At 71.2% G+C, this 16,461-nt stretch carries 19 protein-coding genes; 14 read left to right on the forward strand and 5 right to left on the reverse strand.

The window, feature by feature from the left end:
• The first annotated feature begins 372 nt into the window (after nucleotides 1-372).
• Nucleotides 373-1,296: a hypothetical protein gene (locus LHA35_RS06820; protein WP_226606176.1), complete on the forward strand. Its 924-nt coding sequence runs from the start codon at nucleotides 373-375 to the stop codon at nucleotides 1,294-1,296.
• Nucleotides 1,297-1,329: 33 nt separating this feature from the next.
• Complete coding sequence (locus tag LHA35_RS06825; protein ID WP_226606181.1) at nucleotides 1,330-1,638, forward strand: hypothetical protein; 309 nt, start codon at nucleotides 1,330-1,332, stop codon at nucleotides 1,636-1,638.
• 311 nt (nucleotides 1,639-1,949) lie between these two features.
• On the opposite strand, the gene LHA35_RS06830 is transcribed toward LHA35_RS06825, so the two are convergent.
• Together LHA35_RS06830 and eno are read right to left on the reverse strand one after the other, a co-directional pair.
• A complete protein-coding gene (locus LHA35_RS06830) occupies nucleotides 1,950-2,282 on the reverse strand; it encodes an FtsB family cell division protein (protein WP_226606183.1) in 333 nt (110 codons plus the stop codon).
• Nucleotides 2,283-2,501: 219 nt separating this feature from the next.
• On the reverse strand, nucleotides 2,502-3,779 hold the full coding sequence (gene eno, locus LHA35_RS06835) for a phosphopyruvate hydratase (protein WP_226606185.1): 1,278 nt from the start codon (nucleotides 3,777-3,779) through the stop codon (nucleotides 2,502-2,504).
• 538 nt (nucleotides 3,780-4,317) lie between these two features.
• Between eno and pdhA the strand changes: the two genes are divergently transcribed.
• From pdhA to LHA35_RS06885, 10 genes are all read left to right on the forward strand, one after another.
• Nucleotides 4,318-5,283, forward strand: coding sequence for a pyruvate dehydrogenase (acetyl-transferring) E1 component subunit alpha (gene pdhA, locus LHA35_RS06840; RefSeq protein WP_226606513.1), 966 nt, complete (start codon nucleotides 4,318-4,320; stop codon nucleotides 5,281-5,283).
• A gap of 1 nt (nucleotide 5,284) precedes the next feature.
• Entirely contained in the window at nucleotides 5,285-6,715 is a 1,431-nt protein-coding gene (locus LHA35_RS06845; protein ID WP_226606187.1) for a pyruvate dehydrogenase complex E1 component subunit beta, read from the forward strand.
• Between the two features lie 19 nt (nucleotides 6,716-6,734).
• Complete coding sequence (locus tag LHA35_RS06850) at nucleotides 6,735-8,126, forward strand: pyruvate dehydrogenase complex dihydrolipoamide acetyltransferase (RefSeq protein ID WP_226606188.1); 1,392 nt, start codon at nucleotides 6,735-6,737, stop codon at nucleotides 8,124-8,126.
• Nucleotides 8,123-8,515: a VOC family protein gene (locus tag LHA35_RS06855; RefSeq protein ID WP_226606190.1), complete on the forward strand. Its 393-nt coding sequence runs from the start codon at nucleotides 8,123-8,125 to the stop codon at nucleotides 8,513-8,515. Before LHA35_RS06850 ends, LHA35_RS06855 begins: the two co-directional genes overlap by 4 nt.
• A complete protein-coding gene (locus LHA35_RS06860) occupies nucleotides 8,512-9,057 on the forward strand; it encodes a GNAT family N-acetyltransferase (protein ID WP_226606193.1) in 546 nt (181 codons plus the stop codon). The genes LHA35_RS06855 and LHA35_RS06860 overlap by 4 nt, the downstream gene beginning before the upstream one ends.
• Nucleotides 9,058-9,060: 3 nt before the next feature.
• Entirely contained in the window at nucleotides 9,061-10,461 is a 1,401-nt protein-coding gene (gene lpdA / locus LHA35_RS06865; protein ID WP_226606196.1) for a dihydrolipoyl dehydrogenase, read from the forward strand.
• Nucleotides 10,462-10,542: 81 nt separating this feature from the next.
• On the forward strand, nucleotides 10,543-11,550 hold the full coding sequence (lipA, locus tag LHA35_RS06870) for a lipoyl synthase (RefSeq protein WP_226606199.1): 1,008 nt from the start codon (nucleotides 10,543-10,545) through the stop codon (nucleotides 11,548-11,550).
• Nucleotides 11,550-12,020, forward strand: a complete 471-nt coding sequence (locus tag LHA35_RS06875) for a type II toxin-antitoxin system RatA family toxin (RefSeq protein ID WP_226606201.1) — start codon at nucleotides 11,550-11,552, stop codon at nucleotides 12,018-12,020. Before lipA ends, LHA35_RS06875 begins: the two co-directional genes overlap by 1 nt.
• 37 nt (nucleotides 12,021-12,057) lie before the next feature.
• On the forward strand, nucleotides 12,058-12,267 hold the full coding sequence (locus LHA35_RS06880; RefSeq protein ID WP_226606204.1) for a hypothetical protein: 210 nt from the start codon (nucleotides 12,058-12,060) through the stop codon (nucleotides 12,265-12,267).
• A 210-nt stretch (nucleotides 12,268-12,477) separates the two neighbouring features.
• Nucleotides 12,478-13,104 carry a glutathione S-transferase family protein gene (locus tag LHA35_RS06885; protein WP_226606207.1) on the forward strand — a complete coding sequence of 209 codons (627 nt, stop codon included), beginning with the start codon at nucleotides 12,478-12,480 and terminating at the stop codon, nucleotides 13,102-13,104.
• Between the two features lie 141 nt (nucleotides 13,105-13,245).
• Here LHA35_RS06885 and LHA35_RS06890 read toward each other — a convergent pair whose 3' ends face one another.
• Nucleotides 13,246-13,809: a DUF4337 domain-containing protein gene (locus LHA35_RS06890; RefSeq protein ID WP_226606209.1), complete on the reverse strand. Its 564-nt coding sequence runs from the start codon at nucleotides 13,807-13,809 to the stop codon at nucleotides 13,246-13,248.
• A gap of 137 nt (nucleotides 13,810-13,946) precedes the next feature.
• On the opposite strand from LHA35_RS06890, the gene LHA35_RS06895 reads away from it, so the two are divergent.
• On the forward strand, nucleotides 13,947-15,011 hold the full coding sequence (locus LHA35_RS06895) for a threonine aldolase family protein (RefSeq protein ID WP_226606212.1): 1,065 nt from the start codon (nucleotides 13,947-13,949) through the stop codon (nucleotides 15,009-15,011).
• A gap of 62 nt (nucleotides 15,012-15,073) precedes the next feature.
• Entirely contained in the window at nucleotides 15,074-15,466 is a 393-nt protein-coding gene (locus LHA35_RS06900; RefSeq protein WP_226606215.1) for a YraN family protein, read from the forward strand.
• 66 nt (nucleotides 15,467-15,532) lie between these two features.
• Here LHA35_RS06900 and LHA35_RS06905 read toward each other — a convergent pair whose 3' ends face one another.
• Both LHA35_RS06905 and LHA35_RS06910 read right to left on the reverse strand, forming a co-directional pair.
• Nucleotides 15,533-16,018, reverse strand: coding sequence for a CinA family protein (locus LHA35_RS06905; protein WP_226606219.1), 486 nt, complete (start codon nucleotides 16,016-16,018; stop codon nucleotides 15,533-15,535).
• Nucleotides 16,018-16,443, reverse strand: a complete 426-nt coding sequence (locus tag LHA35_RS06910) for a phosphatidylglycerophosphatase A family protein (protein ID WP_226606517.1) — start codon at nucleotides 16,441-16,443, stop codon at nucleotides 16,018-16,020. The genes LHA35_RS06905 and LHA35_RS06910 overlap by 1 nt, the downstream gene beginning before the upstream one ends.
• Nucleotides 16,444-16,461 lie beyond the last annotated feature (18 nt).

A 16,461-nucleotide genomic window follows, 5' to 3' on the forward strand; every position in this document is an offset into this window, starting at 1 on the left:
CAGGACCGTCGGCACCCTCTGGGATACCATCGGCAGTCTCCTCGACCGCTTCAGTCCGAGCGAGTGCGCCGCCTACTTCCAACACTGCGGCTATGCACAGTCAGGGCAATAAAGGTCTAACGTCCCGCAGGCATGCCGATGAGCTCTGCGGCCTCGGGCGCCGGCGTCGCCTTCGGTGTCCTGGCTGCGCCGCATGGGCCACGGGCCGCATCCGCGGTCTGGGCCCCTGGGGCGGCCGCAGGTCGGGACCGGTGCGGGCGCGCCTGAGCAGGCCGGGTCCGGGGGGCGGAGCCCCCGGGTTTGACGGGGCCTAGGCTTGACGTGCCGGCGCGCGGCGGCGTCACTGCCGGCACGTTTCAAGGCCGCCCCCGCATGTTCCTGCGTCGCAGCGCATTCCTTCTGCCCCTGCTCGCCATCGGCTGTACCCGCCCGGGCCGTGAGCCGCCATCGCCGCTCGCCCTTCGCCTCGGCACCGCGCTGGAGGCGGCCGACCCGGGCGCCGATGCCCTGATCCTCCGCATGGCGGCCTTCGAGCAGCGCGCGCTGCGCGAAGGGGGCGCCATGGCCTTCGCCGCGGGTGGCCGCCGGGCCGCGCCGCCGCGCCTCGGCCCACCCCCGATCGGGCTGGTGGAAGCGGCCGGCCAGGTGCTGATGCCCGCCTTCACCGCCCTCGGCGACTATGGCGATGCCCTGGCGCAGCTGGCGGGCGGGGAGGGGATCGCGCCCCGCTCCGGCCCGGAGGGCGCGCTGCTGGCGGAGGCCGCGGCGGCCGGGCTGCGGGATGTCGAGGCCGCCAGCGGCACGGCGGTGCCGGAGCCGGCGCGCGCCGCCGGGCTGGCCGGCATCGCCGCGCTGTCCGGCCTGCCGGACCGGATCGCCGCCACCCGCGGCGCGACGGTGCCGGCCATGGTGGCGGAGGCCGCGCCGCATCTCGCCGCCGTCACGGGCCTGCTGCGGATGGTGATCGGGGCGCAGCCGGGGCAGGGGGTGCGGGGCGCCCTCCGCGCCCGGCGGGAGGGGCTGGACGCCATGCAGTCCCGCTTCCTGGCCGCGGTCGCGGCCGATCGTCGGCTTGGCCCCGGGGAACGCTACGGGATCTTCCGCAGCCTGGCCGAGCTGCGCGAGGATGACCCGGCCCAGGACAGCCTCGCCGCGCTGGCCGAGCTGCTCGACCGGCTGGAGACGGCGCATGCCGCGCTGGCGGCCGGCGCGCCGGAGGCCGGGGAGAAGGTGGCGGGCTTCGAGGCGGCGGTGGCCCGGCTGGGCGTGCTGGCCGAGTCCGCCCGGCACGGCTGAGGCGGTGCGGCTCCGCTCCGCCCCGGGAATGACATGACCTGGCACCGGGCGCGGCGGCTCCTGGGCTGGCTCCTGCTGGCCGGCGGGCTGCTGGCCCTCCTCGGCATCGCCATGGTCGCGCTGCTCGGATTCCGGCCCTTCGAGCCCCTCTGGGCCTTCCTGGCCTCGGCCACCGCCATGGCGGGTGCCGTCTTGCGGCAGCATGGCGACGAGGCCGCCGGGACGGGCGATCCCGTGCAGGCTGTCGCGGCGGCCGATGGGGGAGGGACGGGCGCCGGCGACGCGGGGCCCCTGCCTGGCGAGGTCGGTGACGCCGATGGAGGTGGCGACGGGTCCGAATAGCCGGCATCGCGCCGGAGGCGGCTCCCTGCGGCGGCAGCCATGGCGGCAACGGCACCGGGTTCCGCCGCCGGAGCCTTGGCGCAGCCCCGGCCAGCGCCCGGCATGGTGCAAGGCCGGCCGCCTGATCCCAAGGGCCCGGATGCGTGACGGCACCAGGGCAGGAGCGCCGCATGGACGGCGGGCCGCAGCCAGGGTTGCCGGCGGAGCGATGCTTTGCCGAATGCCCGGAGCTGCCTCAGCGCGGGCCGGCACCCGCGCCGCAGGGGGCGGCGATCGGGGCCGTTGGGATCAGCGACCTGTTCTGGCCGCGGCTATTGGAAGAGGCGCCGGCCGTGCTCGTAGGGGATGACCAGCTCGTCCCTGCCGACCAGGTTCAGCAGGGTCCGCGCCCGCTCATCCAGCTGGTCACGGTCGATCCGGTCGCCGCGCAACCCGGCGACGCGGCGCTCCATGGCATCGCGCTCCGCCTCCGCCCGCGTCAGAGCGGCCCTGGCCAGGGCGATGTCCCCCAGCTTCCGCTCACGCGCCTCCAGGCCGAAATCGCCATGCTGGGAGTGCCAGGCGAAATAGCCACAGAGCGCCGCGAAGGCCACCGGCAGCATCGCGTCACGCACCCGGCGCTTCAGCGCGCGGACAAAGGACATCAGCGGCAAATCCCTGGCACAACCGGACGTAGAGAATCAGCGCCCGCGCCTTTTGGCAAGGAAGATCGTATGCGAAAGCGCGACCGGGCCCAACCGTGTTCCGCCGGACCGCCGGCCCCGTGTCGTCGCTGCCACACGGAAAGGCCCCTGCCGCGGCGCGGGGGCTGCTGGTTCGATCCGGCGGGGTGACCTGCGGGGCGCCGGCGCCCCGCCCCCGCGTCAGCGCCGCAGGATGGTCCGGCCGGCGTAGCGCGCCGCCGGGCCGAGCTGCTGCTCGATCCGGATGAGCTGGTTGTACTTGGCCAGCCGGTCGGAGCGGGAGAGCGAGCCGGTCTTGATCTGCCCGCAATTGGTCGCCACGGCGAGGTCGGCGATCGTCGCGTCCTCGGTCTCGCCGGAGCGGTGGCTCATCACCGCCTTGTAGCCGGCGCGGTGCGCCATCTCGACCGCCTCGAGCGTCTCGGTGAGCGTCCCGATCTGGTTGACCTTGACCAGGATGGCATTGCCCGTTCCGGTCTCGATGCCCTGGCGCAGGCGCTCGGGGTTGGTCACGAACAGGTCGTCGCCGACCAGCTGCACCTTCTGGCCGAGCTTTTCCGTCAGCAGCTTCCAGCCGGCCCAGTCATCCTCGGACATGCCGTCCTCGATGGAGATGATCGGCCACTTGGCGCAGAGCGCGGCGAGGTAGTCGACCATCCCGCCGGCATCGAGCGTCTTGCCCTCGCCCTCCATGACGTAGTTGCCGTCCTTGAAGAACTCGGTCGAGGCGCAGTCGAGGGCGAACATGATGTCCTCCCCGACGCGATGGCCGGCGGCCTCGCAGGCCTTGGCGATGAAGGACAGCGCCTCATCCGCGCTGCCGATATTCGGGGCGAAGCCGCCCTCGTCGCCGACATTGGTGTTGTGGCCGGCATCGTGCAGCTGCTTCTTCAGCGCCGCGAAGACCTCCGCGCCGATCCGGGCGGCATCCGCCCCGGTGCCGGCGGAGACCGGCATGATCATGAATTCCTGGATGTCGATCGGGTTATCCGCGTGCTTGCCGCCATTGATGATGTTCATCATCGGCACCGGCAGGGTGCGGGCGAAGACACCGCCGACATAGCGGTAGAGCGGCTGGCCGAGATCCTCGGCCGCGGCCTTCGCCACCGCCAGCGAAACCGCCAGGATGGCATTGGCGCCGAGGCGCGCCTTGTTCGGCGTGCCGTCCAGGTCGAGCATGGTCTCGTCGATCCTGACCTGCTCGGTCGGGTCCATGCCGGAGAGGGCGTCGAAGATCTCGCCCTCGATATTGGCGACCGCCCTCAGCACGCCCTTGCCGCCGTAGCGGGACTTGTCGCCATCCCGCAGCTCGACCGCCTCATGCGCACCGGTGGAGGCGCCGGAGGGGACCATGGCACCGCCGACCGCGCCGCTGTCCAGCACGACCTCGGCCTCCACGGTCGGGTTGCCGCGCGAATCGAGAACCTCGCGCGCGATGATGTCGACGATGGCGGACATGCGGGTCTCCGGGTCAGCAGGGTAGGCCGCGCATAAAACGGCCGGGCCCCGGGGGCAAGGCCCCGGGCTCCGTGCCGGGGGGCATGCCTGACGGACCGGCAGCATGCCCCCCGGGCAGGTCCCGCCGACGATGCCGCAAGGCTGATGCCCGGCTTCCGGACCCGTGCTCCGTCCCGCCGGCGCGGAACCGGTCGCGCGCGAGCGGCATCTCGCATCGCAATCCGGTGAGCGGTTGTCCGTCGGATGCGAAAGCTGCGTTCTGTGGCCGTCGGGCGTGCGATTTCTTTCGCCGCTGCCGGCTTGGCCGCAATGGTTCCCGCAAGCGTCCGGAACGCCCGCGCGAGTCGTTAACCAGAATCGAGTTAATTCGCGTATTGCATTGCAACATCGGGCTTTTTTCATGCCGCCGTCGCTTGTCGGGCCGCGGGGTGCCGCGTAGATCACGCAGACCGGAGACGAGAAGGGGAGCCGTCGAATGGCCCAGGCAGCGGAGACCGCGGGCGCCAAGCGCAGGCCGCGGGCGGCGAAGGAAGCGCCGATGACGCGGGAGCAGCTGCAGCAGGCCTACCGCGACATGCTGCTGATCCGGCGTTTCGAGGAGAAGGCCGGCCAGCTCTACGGCATGGGCCTGATCGGCGGCTTCTGCCACCTCTATATCGGCCAGGAAGCGGTCGTCGTCGGCATGCAGATGTGCCTCGAGCCCGGCGACCAGGTCATCACCTCCTACCGCGACCACGGCCACATGCTCGCCACGGGCATGGAGGCGCGCGGCGTCATGGCGGAGCTGACGGGGCGCATCGGCGGCTATTCGAAGGGGAAGGGCGGCTCGATGCACATGTTCAGCCGCGAGAAGGGCTTCTTCGGCGGCCATGGCATCGTCGGCGCGCAGGTCTCGCTCGGCACCGGGCTCGCCTTCTCCAACTGGTACCGCGAGAACCGTAATGTCTGCCTGACCTATTTCGGCGAGGGCGCCTCGAACCAGGGCCAGGTCTATGAGAGCTTCAACCTGGCGGCGCTGATGAAGCTGCCCTGCATCTACATCATCGAGAACAACAAATACGGCATGGGCACCAGCGTGGAGCGTGCCAGCGCCTCCCGCGACCTGTCGAAGAACGGCTCCCCCTGGGGCATCCCGGGCGAGCAGGTGAACGGCATGGATGTGATGGCGGTGAAGGAGGCCGGCGAGCGCGCCACCGCCCACTGCCGTGAGGGCAAGGGCCCCTACCTGCTGGAGATGAAGACCTACCGCTATCGCGGCCACTCCATGTCCGACCCGGCGAAATACCGCACGCGGGAGGAGGTGCAGAAGATGCGCGAGCAGTCCGACCCGATCGAGACCGCGCGCAAGCTGCTGCTGGAGCAGGGCGCGAGCGAGGCGGAGCTGAAGAAGATCGACGACGAGGTGAAGGCGATCGTCCAGGATTCCGCCGATTTCGCCCAGGAAAGCCCCGAGCCGCCGGAGAGCGAGCTCTGGACCGATGTGCTCATCGAGGAGGCCCGCTGAGATGGGCGTGCAGATCCTGATGCCGGCGCTGTCGCCCACCATGACGGAGGGCAAGCTGTCCCGCTGGCTGAAGAAGGAAGGCGACGAGGTCAGGTCCGGCGACGTGATTGCCGAGATCGAGACCGACAAGGCGACCATGGAAGTGGAAGCCGTGGATGAGGGCACGATCACGAGGATCCTGGTGCCCGAGGGCACCGAGGGCGTCTCGGTGAACTCCCCGATCGCCGAGCTCGATGGCGGCGGCGAGGCGGCCTCGAAGGGCGCCGCGCCGGGCCAGGACACCGCCATGCCGCAGCAGCCGGCCCCGCCGGCGGCGGCGAGCCAGTCGGTCGGCCAGATCGCGAAGCAGGCCGAGGATTACGGCGCGGTCGCGCAGCGCGGGGCCGAGCGTGGCGAGGGCGCGGCGAAGGCCGGCGAGGCCGCTGCGGCGCCGGAGAAGGACTGGGGCCCGACCAAGCCCATGACGGTGCGGGAAGCCCTGCGCGACGCCATGGCTGCGGAGATGCGGGCCGACGACAAGGTCTTCCTGATGGGCGAGGAAGTCGCCCAGTACCAGGGCGCCTACAAGATCAGCCAGGGCCTGCTGGACGAGTTCGGCGCGCGGCGGGTGATCGACACCCCGATCACCGAGCACGGCTTCACCGGCATGGCGGTCGGGGCGGCCATGAATGGGCTGAAGCCCATCGTGGAGTTCATGACCTTCAACTTCTCCATGCAGGCGATCGACCAGATCATCAACAGCGCCGCCAAGACGCTGTACATGTCCGGCGGCCAGCTCGGCTGCCCGATCGTCTTCCGCGGACCGAACGGCGCGGCGGCGCGCGTCGCGGCGCAGCACAGCCAGTGCTATGCCTCCTGGTACGCGCATGTGCCCGGGCTGAAGGTGGTGGCGCCCTGGTCGGCGGCGGATGCCAAGGGCCTGCTGCGCGCGGCCATCCGCGACCCCAACCCGGTGATCGTGCTGGAGAACGAGATTCTCTACGGTCACACCTTCGAATGCCCGACGGCCGAGGATTTCATCGTCCCGATCGGCAAGGCCAAGATCGAGCGCGCCGGCAAGGATGTCACTATCGTCGCCTATTCCATCGCCGTCACCTGGGCGATGCAGGCGGCCGAGGAACTGGCGAAGCAGGGGATCGAGGCGGAGGTGATCAACCTGCGCTCCATCCGCCCGCTGGATGCCGGGACCATCGCCAATTCGGTGAAGAAGACCAACCGGCTGGTGACGGTGGAGGAAGGCTGGCCCTACGCCAATATCGGCACCGAGGTGGCGATGCAGGTGATCGAGGCCGCCTTCGACTGGCTGGACGCACCGCCCGTCCGCGTTTGCGGCAAGGACGTGCCGATGCCCTATGCCGCGAATCTCGAGAAGCTGGCGCTGCCGACGCAGCCCGAGATCATCGAGGCCGTGAAGCGCGTGACCTACAAATAGGGGCGGGGGGATACGTCCGATGGCCACCAACATCCTGATGCCCGCCCTGTCGCCCACCATGACGGAGGGCACGCTGGCGCGCTGGCTGAAGAAGGAAGGCGACGAGGTCAAGGCCGGCGACATCATCGCCGAGATCGAGACCGACAAGGCGACCATGGAGGTCGAGGCGGTCGACGAGGGCGTGCTGGGCAAGATCCTGGTCGGGGACGGCACCCAGGGCGTGAAGGTGAACGACCCGATCGCCGTGCTGGTCGAGCCGGGCGAGAAGGTGAGCGACCTGGCCCGGAAGGTGCCGGCATCCCAGGATGCCAAGGCGTCCGAGCCGGCGCAGTCGGCCAGCCAGGCCCCGGCGATCGAGGCGGTGAAGGAGGCCGGCGGCAAGGTGGCCGGCGCGGCGGAGCAGCCGGTGGCGATGCCGGCGCCGCAGCCCTCCGGGCCGAAGCCGAACGGCCAGGCGGTGCCGGACCATGGGGAGCGGGTCTTCGCCTCGCCGCTGGCGCGCCGCATGGCGCAGCAGGCGGGCCTTGATCTGTCGGGCGTGACCGGCAGCGGGCCGGGCGGGCGGATCGTGAAGGCGGATATCGAGGCGGCGCTCGCTAAGGGCCCGGCCGCGAAGCCCGCCCCCGCGCCGCAGGCCGCCGCCCCGGCGCAACAGCCCGCCCCGGCCCCGAAGCCGGCCGCGCCGCCGCCCAGCGTCACCGCGCCGCACACGCCGGTGCCGAACAGCACCATCCGCAAGGTGATCGCGCGGCGCCTCTCGGAATCGAAGCAGACGATTCCGCATTTCTACGTGACGATGGATTTCGAGATCGACGCGCTGCTGAAGCTGCGCGCCGACCTCAACGCCAAGTCGCCGAAGGCCAAGGGGGACAATGATCCTGCGGCCTTCAAGCTCTCGGTCAATGACCTGGTGATCAAGGCGGTCGCGGTGACGCTCCGGCGTTTCCCGCAGGTCAATGCCATGTGGACCGAGGACGCCATCCTGCAGTTCCATGATGTGGACATCTCGGTCGCCGTCTCGACGCCGACAGGCCTCATCACGCCGATCGTCCGCCAGGCCGACCGCAAGGGCCTCTCGGCCATCAGCAACGAGATGAAGGACCTCGCCTCCCGCGCCAAGGCGAACAAGCTGAAGCCGGAGGAATTCCAGGGCGGCGGCTTCAGCATCTCCAATATGGGGATGTATGGCGTGCGCGACTTCTCCGCGATCATCAACCCGCCCCAGGCCGGCATCCTCGCGGTCGCCGCCGGCGAGCAGCGGCCGGTGGTCAAGGGCGGGCAGCTTGCGGTCGCGACCGTCATGACCTGCACACTCTCGGTCGATCACCGCGTCATCGATGGCGCGCTGGCGGCCGAGTTCATGCAGGCGCTGAAGGGCGTGATCGAGGACCCGCTGAGCCTGATGCTGTGATCGATCACGTCTCGATCACGGCGCCGGACCTCGCCCTCGCCGCGCGATTCTACGATGCGGTGATGGTGGCGCTCGGCGTGCCGGCGGTCGGGCGCAGCGAGGACTGGCTGGGCTACGGGCGGCGCGCGGATGCGGCGCAGCCCGGGCGCAGCTATCTCTCGGTGCTGCGGGATGCGGCGCCGGGGGAGGCGCCGCGGCGGCACTGGTGCTTCAAGGCGCCGGACCGGGCGGCGGTCGATGCCTTCTGGCGCGCGGGGCTCGCTGCCGGCGGGGCGGATGACGGCGCGCCCGGCCTTCGCCCGCACTACCACCCCCATTACTACGCGGCCTTCCTGCGCGACCCCGCGGGCAACCGGATCGAGGCCGTCTGCCACGAGGCCCAGGCATGAATCGCCTCACGCTTCGCGATGTCACGCCCGGGGATGTCGGGCTGGTGCTGCATTTCGTCCGCGCCCTCGCGGAATACGAGAATCTGCTGCATGAGGTGGCGGCGACGGAGGAGGATTTCCGCGCCCTGCTCTTCGGCACCCCGGCGCGGGCCGAGGCGCTGATCGCGGAATGGGAAGGCGCGCCGGCCGGCTTCGCCCTCTGGTACTACAGCGTCTCCACCTTCGACGGCCGGGCCAAGCTCTATGTCGAGGACGTCTTCGTGAACCCCGAGGCACGCGGGCGGGGCATCGGCCGGGCGATCTTCTCTGAGCTCGCCCGCCGCGCGCTGGCGCAGGGTTGCAGCCGGATGGAGTGGTCCGTGCTGGACTGGAACGCGCCCTCCATCGCCTTCTACCGCTCCATCGGGGCCCTCCCGCGGGAGGGCTGGACCCTGCAGCGCCTCGGCGGCGACGCGCTCCGGGCGCTGGCCGGACCCGCCCGATCACGGAGCGGCGCTGCCGCGGTGCGTGAACCGGCCGGGCAACAGGATCAGGAGAGGTAAATCATGGCCGACCAGAATTTCGACCTGATCGTGCTCGGCGGCGGTCCCGGCGGCTATGTCGCCGCCATCCGTGCCGCCCAGCTCGGCATGAAGACGGCGCTGGTGGAGCGCGAGCATCTGGGCGGCATCTGCCTGAACTGGGGCTGCATCCCGACCAAGGCGCTGCTGCGCAGCTCCGAGATCAACCACCTGCTGCACACGCTGGATGCCTATGGCTTCGCCGCCGACAACATCCGCTTCGACATCAACAAGATCGTCAAGCGCAGCCGCGCCGTCGCCGGCCAGCTCTCGGGCGGGGTGAAGCACCTGCTGCGCAAGAACAAGGTCACGGTCTTCGACGGGCACGGCACGCTGGCCGGCAAGGGCAGGCTGTCCGTCAGCAAGGACGGCAAGGGCGTCGCCGAGCTTGCGGCGAAGCACATCATCCTGGCGACCGGCGCGCGGGCGCGGGTGCTGCCGGGGATCGAGCCGGACGGCAAGCTGGTCTGGACCTACAAGGAGGCGATGGTCCCGGATGCCATGCCGAAGCGGCTGATCGTCATCGGCAGCGGGGCGATCGGGGCGGAGTTCGCCAGCTTCTACCTCAACCTCGGCGCCGAGGTGACGCTGGTGGAGGTGCTGGACCGGATCCTGCCGGTCGAGGATGCGGAGATCAGCAGCTTCGTCCAGAAATCCTTCCAGAAACAGGGCATGAAGATCCTGACCGGCGCCAAGGTCCAGGGCCTGCGCAAGAACGCCACCGAGGTCACGGCGGTGATCGAGGCCGGCGGGAAAGTGCAGGAGATCACCGCGGACCGCGTCATCTCCGCGGTCGGGATCGTCGGCAATGTCGAGGGCATCGGCCTCGAGGGCACCGGGGTCAAGGTGGACCGCGCCCATGTGGTGGTCGATGAATATTGCCGGACCGGGGAGCCGGGGGTCTATGCCATCGGCGACCTCACCGGCCCGCCCTGGCTGGCCCACAAGGCCTCCCATGAAGGGGTGATCTGCGTCGAGAGGATCGCCGGGCTGAACGATGTCCACCCGCTCGATACCGGGAATATCCCGGGCTGCACCTATTGCCGGCCCCAGGTCGCGAGCGTCGGGATGACCGAGGAGGCGGCGAAGAAGGCCGGCCACCAGGTCAAGGTCGGGCGCTTCCCCTTCATCGGCAATGGCAAGGCGATCGCCATGGGTGAGCCGGAGGGGATGATCAAGACCGTCTTCGACGCGAAGACCGGCGAACTGCTCGGCGCCCATATGGCCGGGCCGGAGGTCACGGAGATGATCCAGGGCTATACCATCGCCCGTACCATGGAGACGACCGAGGCCGAGCTGATGCACACGGTCTTCCCCCACCCGACCATCTCCGAGGCCATGCATGAGGCGGTGCTTGATGCCTATGGCCGGGTGATCCACATCTAGGGCGTCGGCGCGGCCACCGCGGGCGGCCCCGGGCCGGCCGTGGCGGCCGCGCCCGCCATCGGCAGAGGCAACCGGCACGGCATGGCCACGCGCATCGAGATCGACCACCGGGCAGGGGGGGGCAGCCCCCCGGCGGAGCCCGCATCGGCCAGGCCCGATCCGGCGGCCCGCCATCCGGAGAAGGCCCACCGCCCCGACAACCCCATCCAGCGGAAACCCGCCTGGATCCGGGTGAAGGCGCCGACCAGCCCGGTCTATCACGAGACCCGGGCGCTGATGCGCGACAACAAGCTGACCACGGTCTGCGAGGAGGCAGCCTGCCCGAATATCGGGGAATGCTGGTCGCAGCGCCATGCCACCATGATGATCATGGGGGAGACCTGCACCCGCGCCTGCAGCTTCTGCAACGTGGCAACCGGCCTGCCCAGGGCATTGGATGCGGATGAGCCGCGCCGGGTGGCCGATGCGGTGGCCAAGATGGGCCTGCGGCATGTGGTGGTCACCAGCGTGGACCGGGACGACCTGGGGGATGGCGGCGCCGGGCATTTCGCGCAGACGATCCGCGCCATCCGGGCGGCGGCGCCGGAGACCACCATCGAGGTCCTGACCCCCGACTTCCTGCGGAAGGACGGCGCGCTGGAGGTGGTGGTCGAGGCCCGGCCCGACGTCTTCAACCACAATCTGGAGACGGTGCCGAAGCTCTACCCAACCATCCGGCCCGGCGCGCGCTACTACCACTCGCTCAGGCTGCTCGACCGGGTGAAGCAACTCGACCCCTCCATCTTCACCAAGTCTGGCCTGATGGTGGGCCTGGGGGAGGAGCGGATCGAGGTGCTGCAGGTGATGGACGACATGCGGAGCGCGGAGGTCGATTTCCTGACCATCGGCCAGTACCTGCAGCCGACGGTGAAGCATGCCGCGGTGGACCGGTTCGTCACCCCTGACGAGTTCGGGGACTATGCCCGCATGGCCCGCTCCAAGGGATTCCTGCTGGTCTCCGCGACGCCGCTGACCCGCAGCAGCTACCATGCGGACCGCGACTTTGCCGCCCTCAAGGCGGCGCGCGAGGCGAGGCTGGCGGCCGCCTGATGCCGACCCATGCCGAGAAGAGGATCCTCCGCTACACACCGGAGCAGCTCTTCGACATGGTGGCGGATGTGCGCCGCTACCCGGAATTCCTGCCCTGGTGCGTCGGCGCCCGCGTCCTCTCCCGCAAGGAGGATGAGCTGGTCGCCGACCTGACCATCGGCTTCAAGATGTTCCGGGAGACCTTCCGCAGCCAGGTGACGCTGGAGCGGCCCCACCATGTGCATGTGCGCTACCTGAACGGGCCCTTCCGCTACCTGAACAACCACTGGCGCTTCAACCCGCACGCGCTGGGTACGGAGGTCGACTTCTTCGTCGATTTCGAGTTCCGCTCCCGGCTGCTGCAGGCCGTCATCGGCACCGTCTTCAACGAGGCGGTACGGCTGATGGTCCGGGCCTTCGAGAGGCGGGCGATGCAGCTCTATGGCCGGCCCGCCGTGCCGCCCACGGCCAGGCCGGCGCCGCAGGCCTGAACCCTTTCTTTACCCCGCCGCTGCCAGGCTGCGGGGCATGGCATCGCTGGTCCGGATCCTCCTCGTCATCGCCCTGCTCGGCGCCGCCATCCAGCAGGGATGGCTGCTGGCCGGGAGCCGCTTCGTCTCCTCCGTGCTCGGCCTGCCGGTCATGGATCCGGGAATGCCGATGGACGGGGTGGCGCTGCTGCGCGGGCGGCCGGGCTGGTCCGGGCCCTGCCGGACCCCTGGTACAGCCTGGCGCTGATGACCGGCGGCATCGCCGCGTTGATCCTGCTGGTTTTCTTCCTCAAGGCCCTGGTGCGGGCTGCCCACCGGCTGAGCGGCCGGGTCCACGACGCCGCGGCCTGACGCCCTCCCCACCAGGCGGTGGGCCGGGCGCCCCATCAGCCCGGCTGATCGCCCCATCACCGCTTTGCATTGGACCGGTGCGGCGCCGGGATTCCAGGCTCGGCGCATGGGATACGTGCTCCATGGGGACCGGCGCTCCGGTTCCGCGATCGTCGAACTGGCCCTGGCCGAGATCGGCGCCGAGGCCGCGCTGCGTCCCGTGCCGCTGGAGCAGGATGCCCAGCTGGCGGCGGAGTACCGCCGCATCAACCCGATGGGCCGCGTGCCGACGCTGCTGCTGCCGGACGGCACGGTGGTGACGGAGAGCACGGCCATCCTGCTGACGCTGGAGGCCCGCCACCCGGAAGCGGGGCTGCTGCCCGCAGGCGAGGATCCGGGCCGCGCCGTCGCGCTGCGCTGGATGATGCTGGCGGCCAGCGAGATCTATCCCTGCGTCACCCGCTACGACTATCCCGAGCGCTTCGGCGCCGAACCGGCCTCCATCCGTGCCCGGGCGGGCGAGATGGCGCGCGAGATCTGGCACCTGATCGAGGCGGGGGCGCAGCCTTCGCCCTTCGTGCTGGGCGACCGTCTCTCGCTCGCCGACCTGTATCTGGCCGTGCTGTCGCGCTGGATGGGCAATGAGGCCTGGATGCCCGGCCATTGCCCGCGCATCCAGGCGCTGGCGCGGGCCGTCGCCACCCGGCCGCGCCTTGCCGCCGCCTGGGCGCGGCATTTCGCGGTGCCGGCCTGATCCGTTCCCGGCCGGCCATGCGGCCGGGGCCCACCGCGATGGCGCCCCGGACGGCCTGGGGTATCGGTTGCCCTCCGGGATGGCCGGCCTACCGGCGATGCGAACCGGCGCGCCCCTTTACCTGGCGGCGCTGGTTTCCGTTCAGAAATGCACCGCCTCGGGTGCGAAGAAGCCGATGCCGGTCAGCGCCACGCCGGCCACGCCGAGCGCCACCGCGCCCAGCGCCAGCGCCGGGACCGCGGTGATGATGGAGGCGGAGGCCAGCACGATCGCCACCTGGAAGGCCGCCGCGCCGTACTCGTAATGGTGGTAGGCGGCCATGTTCCGGTCGCGCTTCGCCTCGGCGGCCTTGGCGCGCTCGCTCAGCTCCTTGCGGCCCTCGCCGGTCGCGGGCTCGCTCTCCCAGCGCGCGACGGTGTCGCGCCAGGCCTTCTGCTGCGCCTCGATCGCCTGGCGCAGCGCCGGGTCGGCGGCGGCGGCGCGGTCCAGCTCCGTCTCCTCCACCGCCGCGCGCAGCGTGGTCTGGCGGATGGTGCGGGCCTGGAAGAAGGACCAGAGATTGGCGGCCTCCACGTTGCGCGTGATGGCCTCGGTCTGCGCGCTCTTCGCGCCGGTCTCGGCCAGCGCCAGGAACAGCGCGAGGATGGAGATCAGCAGCGCGATGCGCTTGTCGCCAGTGTGGTCGGCATGGGCGTGCCCGGCCATGGATGTCCTGCAAGGTTTCGGAAGCGGCGCGCCCCATGCCATGCCGCGCGCGATTCGGGGAGGGGGTGGCGCCCGGCCCCCCGCTTGCCAGCGCCCGCAAGCCGCCGCAGCTTGGCGGCGATTGAGGGAATATCGCCATGGTCCATGCCCCCGCCCGTCCGCTCGCCGGCGCCCCGCCCGTCCGCATCAACCTCTATTCGGACACCCAGACCCGCCCGACCGCGGCGATGAAGGAGGCGATGATGCGCGCCGAGCTCGGCGACGAGCAGCATGGCGACGACCCGACCGTCCATGCGCTCTGCGACCGCATGGCGGCGCTGATGGGGAAGGAGGCGGCGATGTTCCTGCCCTCCGGCACCATGTGCAACGTCATCGCCATCCTGACCCATTGCGGCAAGGGCGATGAGGTGGTGGCGCATGAGACCAGCCACATCCTGCATTCGGAGGGCGGCGCGCATGCCGCCTTCACCGGCGTGCAGATCATGCCGCTCAAGGGCGCGCGCGGCATGTTCAGCGCGGATGACGTGCGCGCCGCCATCCGCCCGAAGACCCGCTACGCCCCGCCGCAGCGCCTGCTGGAGGTGGAGCAGACCGCCAATATCGGCGGCGGCGCGGTCTGGCCGCTGGCGCAGCTCAACGCCGTCGCGGCGGTCGCGCATGAGCAGGGCTGGTCGACGCATATGGACGGCGCCCGGCTGATGAATGCCTGCATCGCCGCCGGCATCGCGCCGCGCGACATGGTGGCCTCCTACGACAGCGTCTGGCTGGACTTCACCAAGGGCCTCGGCGCGCCGCTCGGCGCCGTGCTCTGCGGCTCGGCCGAATTCATCGGCGCCGCCTGGCGCTGGAAGCAGCGGCTCGGCGGTTCCATGCGCCAGGCCGGCATCTGCGCCGCCGCCTGCCTCCATGCGCTGGACCACCATGTGGACCGGCTGGCGGAGGACCATGCCAATGCGAAGGCGCTGGCCCGCGGCCTCTCCCAGATCCCGGGCGTGGTGGTGGAGGAGCCGGACACCAACCTGGTCTTCTTCGACGTCAAGGAGGCCGGCGTGGATGCGGCGGCCGTGCAGCAGCGGCTGCTGATGCAGGGCGTCGCGGTCAGCGGCCTCGGCGGCAGGCTGCGCGCCTGCACGCATCTCGACGTCACCGCGCCGATGATCGAGGAGGCAATCGGGCTGATCCGGGAGGCGGTCGCCGGGTGACCCGCACCCCCTCTCACTTTTCTCTCCAGGTCCGGGCTTGACCTGCGGCACTATCCGACTCGATGGGGCCTGCCACCAACCTCGCCCGGCAGCGTCGCGGGGCGCGCGCTGACAGCACGGGCCGCACGGCCGAGGAGGCCGCGGCGGCGGCGCTGTCGCGCGAGGGCTGGGCGGTGCTGGCCCGCCGCGTCCGCACCCCGGCCGGTGAACTCGACCTGGTGGCGGAGCGGGAGGGGGTGCTCGCCTTCATCGAGGTGAAGGCGCGGCCCAGCCTTTCCGAGGCTGCCTACGCCCTCGGGCCGCGGCAGCGCGCCCGGCTCATCGCCGCGGCGGAATGCTGGCTGGCGGAGAATCCCCGCCAGGGTGCTGCGGGCATCCGCTTCGATGTGCTGCTCGTCGCGGCGGATGGCGCGGTGCGGCGCATCGCGGATGCCTTCCGCCTCGGCGATGCCTGACCGCCGCGGGGCCGCACGGCATGTCTGGCCGCGGCTCCTCCCGCCACCTGGCCGGCAGCCGCAACCCTACCCGGCGATGGCCCGCACCAGCGCGAAACCCTCCGCCACCGTCGCTGCCCGCACTGCCGCGCGGTCGCCGGGGAAGACCCGGCGGATCGCCCGTGTTTCGCCGCGCATCGCCACGCCGAGATGGACGAGGCCCACCGGCTTGCCCGGGGTCGCCCCGCCCGGCCCGGCGATGCCGGTGCAGCTCACCGCCACATCCGCGCCGCTGCGGGCCAGCGCGCCTTCCGCCATGCGCCGCGCCACGCTGTCGCTGACCGCGCCATAGCCCTCCAGCACGCCCCAGGGCACGTCCAGCACGTCCCGCTTCGCCTCGTTCGAATAGGTGACGAAGCCATGGGTGACGACGGCGGAACTGCCGGCGATGGCGGTCAGCGCCGCGGCGATCAGCCCGCCGGTGCAGCTCTCGGCGGTGGCGAGCCGCAGCCCGCGCGATTCCAGCAGCGCCAGCAGCGCCCTGGCCTCCTCCAGCGTCTCCTGCGGCAGCATCACAAGCTCCCCTCCGGCAGCATGGCCGCCAGCACCAGCACCAGCAGCGCGGCCAGCAGGCCGGCCACCACATCGTCCAGCATGACGCCGCGCGCGCCATGCTGCCGGTCTGCCCAGCCGACCGGGCCGGGCTTGGTGATATCGAACAGCCGGAAGAGCAGGAAGGCCAGGATCACGCCCCGCGCCCCGGCCTCCGCGGGCAGGGCGGCCAGCGCCAGCAACTGCCCCGCGCCCTCATCCACCACCACCCAGCTCGGATCGGCGTTCGTGTCCTCGCCCAGCATGCGCCTCGTCGCCCACCAGCCGAGCACGGTCAGCACCAGCCCGAGCAGCAGGCAGGCGAACGGCCCGAGGAAGACCGCCGGCAGCACCACCGCCGAGCCCCAGGTGCCGGGCGCCGGCCGCAGCCGCCCGACGCCGCCCATGGTGGCGACCAGCCAGGC

The organism is Roseicella aerolata (assembly GCF_020523605.1).
Taxonomy (GTDB): Bacteria; Pseudomonadota; Alphaproteobacteria; order Acetobacterales; family Acetobacteraceae; genus Paracraurococcus; species Paracraurococcus aerolatus.

Bases quoted from the DNA above. Each gene is read 5' to 3' on its own strand.
- LHA35_RS06820 (WP_226606176.1), top strand. From the start codon at position 373: ATGTTCCTGCGTCGCAGCGCATTCCTTCTGCCCCTGCTCGCCATCGGC.
- LHA35_RS06825 (WP_226606181.1), top strand. From the start codon at position 1,330: ATGACCTGGCACCGGGCGCGGCGGCTCCTGGGCTGGCTCCTGCTGGCC.
- LHA35_RS06830 (WP_226606183.1), bottom strand. From the start codon at position 2,282: ATGTCCTTTGTCCGCGCGCTGAAGCGCCGGGTGCGTGACGCGATGCTG.
- eno (WP_226606185.1), bottom strand. From the start codon at position 3,779: ATGTCCGCCATCGTCGACATCATCGCGCGCGAGGTTCTCGATTCGCGC.
- pdhA (WP_226606513.1), top strand. From the start codon at position 4,318: ATGACGCGGGAGCAGCTGCAGCAGGCCTACCGCGACATGCTGCTGATC.
- LHA35_RS06845 (WP_226606187.1), top strand. From the start codon at position 5,285: ATGGGCGTGCAGATCCTGATGCCGGCGCTGTCGCCCACCATGACGGAG.
- LHA35_RS06850 (WP_226606188.1), top strand. From the start codon at position 6,735: ATGGCCACCAACATCCTGATGCCCGCCCTGTCGCCCACCATGACGGAG.
- LHA35_RS06860 (WP_226606193.1), top strand. From the start codon at position 8,512: ATGAATCGCCTCACGCTTCGCGATGTCACGCCCGGGGATGTCGGGCTG.
- lpdA (WP_226606196.1), top strand. From the start codon at position 9,061: ATGGCCGACCAGAATTTCGACCTGATCGTGCTCGGCGGCGGTCCCGGC.
- lipA (WP_226606199.1), top strand. From the start codon at position 10,543: ATGGCCACGCGCATCGAGATCGACCACCGGGCAGGGGGGGGCAGCCCC.
- LHA35_RS06875 (WP_226606201.1), top strand. From the start codon at position 11,550: ATGCCGACCCATGCCGAGAAGAGGATCCTCCGCTACACACCGGAGCAG.
- LHA35_RS06880 (WP_226606204.1), top strand. From the start codon at position 12,058: ATGGCATCGCTGGTCCGGATCCTCCTCGTCATCGCCCTGCTCGGCGCC.
- LHA35_RS06885 (WP_226606207.1), top strand. From the start codon at position 12,478: ATGGGATACGTGCTCCATGGGGACCGGCGCTCCGGTTCCGCGATCGTC.
- LHA35_RS06890 (WP_226606209.1), bottom strand. From the start codon at position 13,809: ATGGCCGGGCACGCCCATGCCGACCACACTGGCGACAAGCGCATCGCG.
- LHA35_RS06895 (WP_226606212.1), top strand. From the start codon at position 13,947: ATGGTCCATGCCCCCGCCCGTCCGCTCGCCGGCGCCCCGCCCGTCCGC.
- LHA35_RS06900 (WP_226606215.1), top strand. From the start codon at position 15,074: ATGGGGCCTGCCACCAACCTCGCCCGGCAGCGTCGCGGGGCGCGCGCT.
- LHA35_RS06905 (WP_226606219.1), bottom strand. From the start codon at position 16,018: ATGCTGCCGCAGGAGACGCTGGAGGAGGCCAGGGCGCTGCTGGCGCTG.
- LHA35_RS06910 (WP_226606517.1), bottom strand. From the start codon at position 16,443: ATGGGCGGCGTCGGGCGGCTGCGGCCGGCGCCCGGCACCTGGGGCTCG.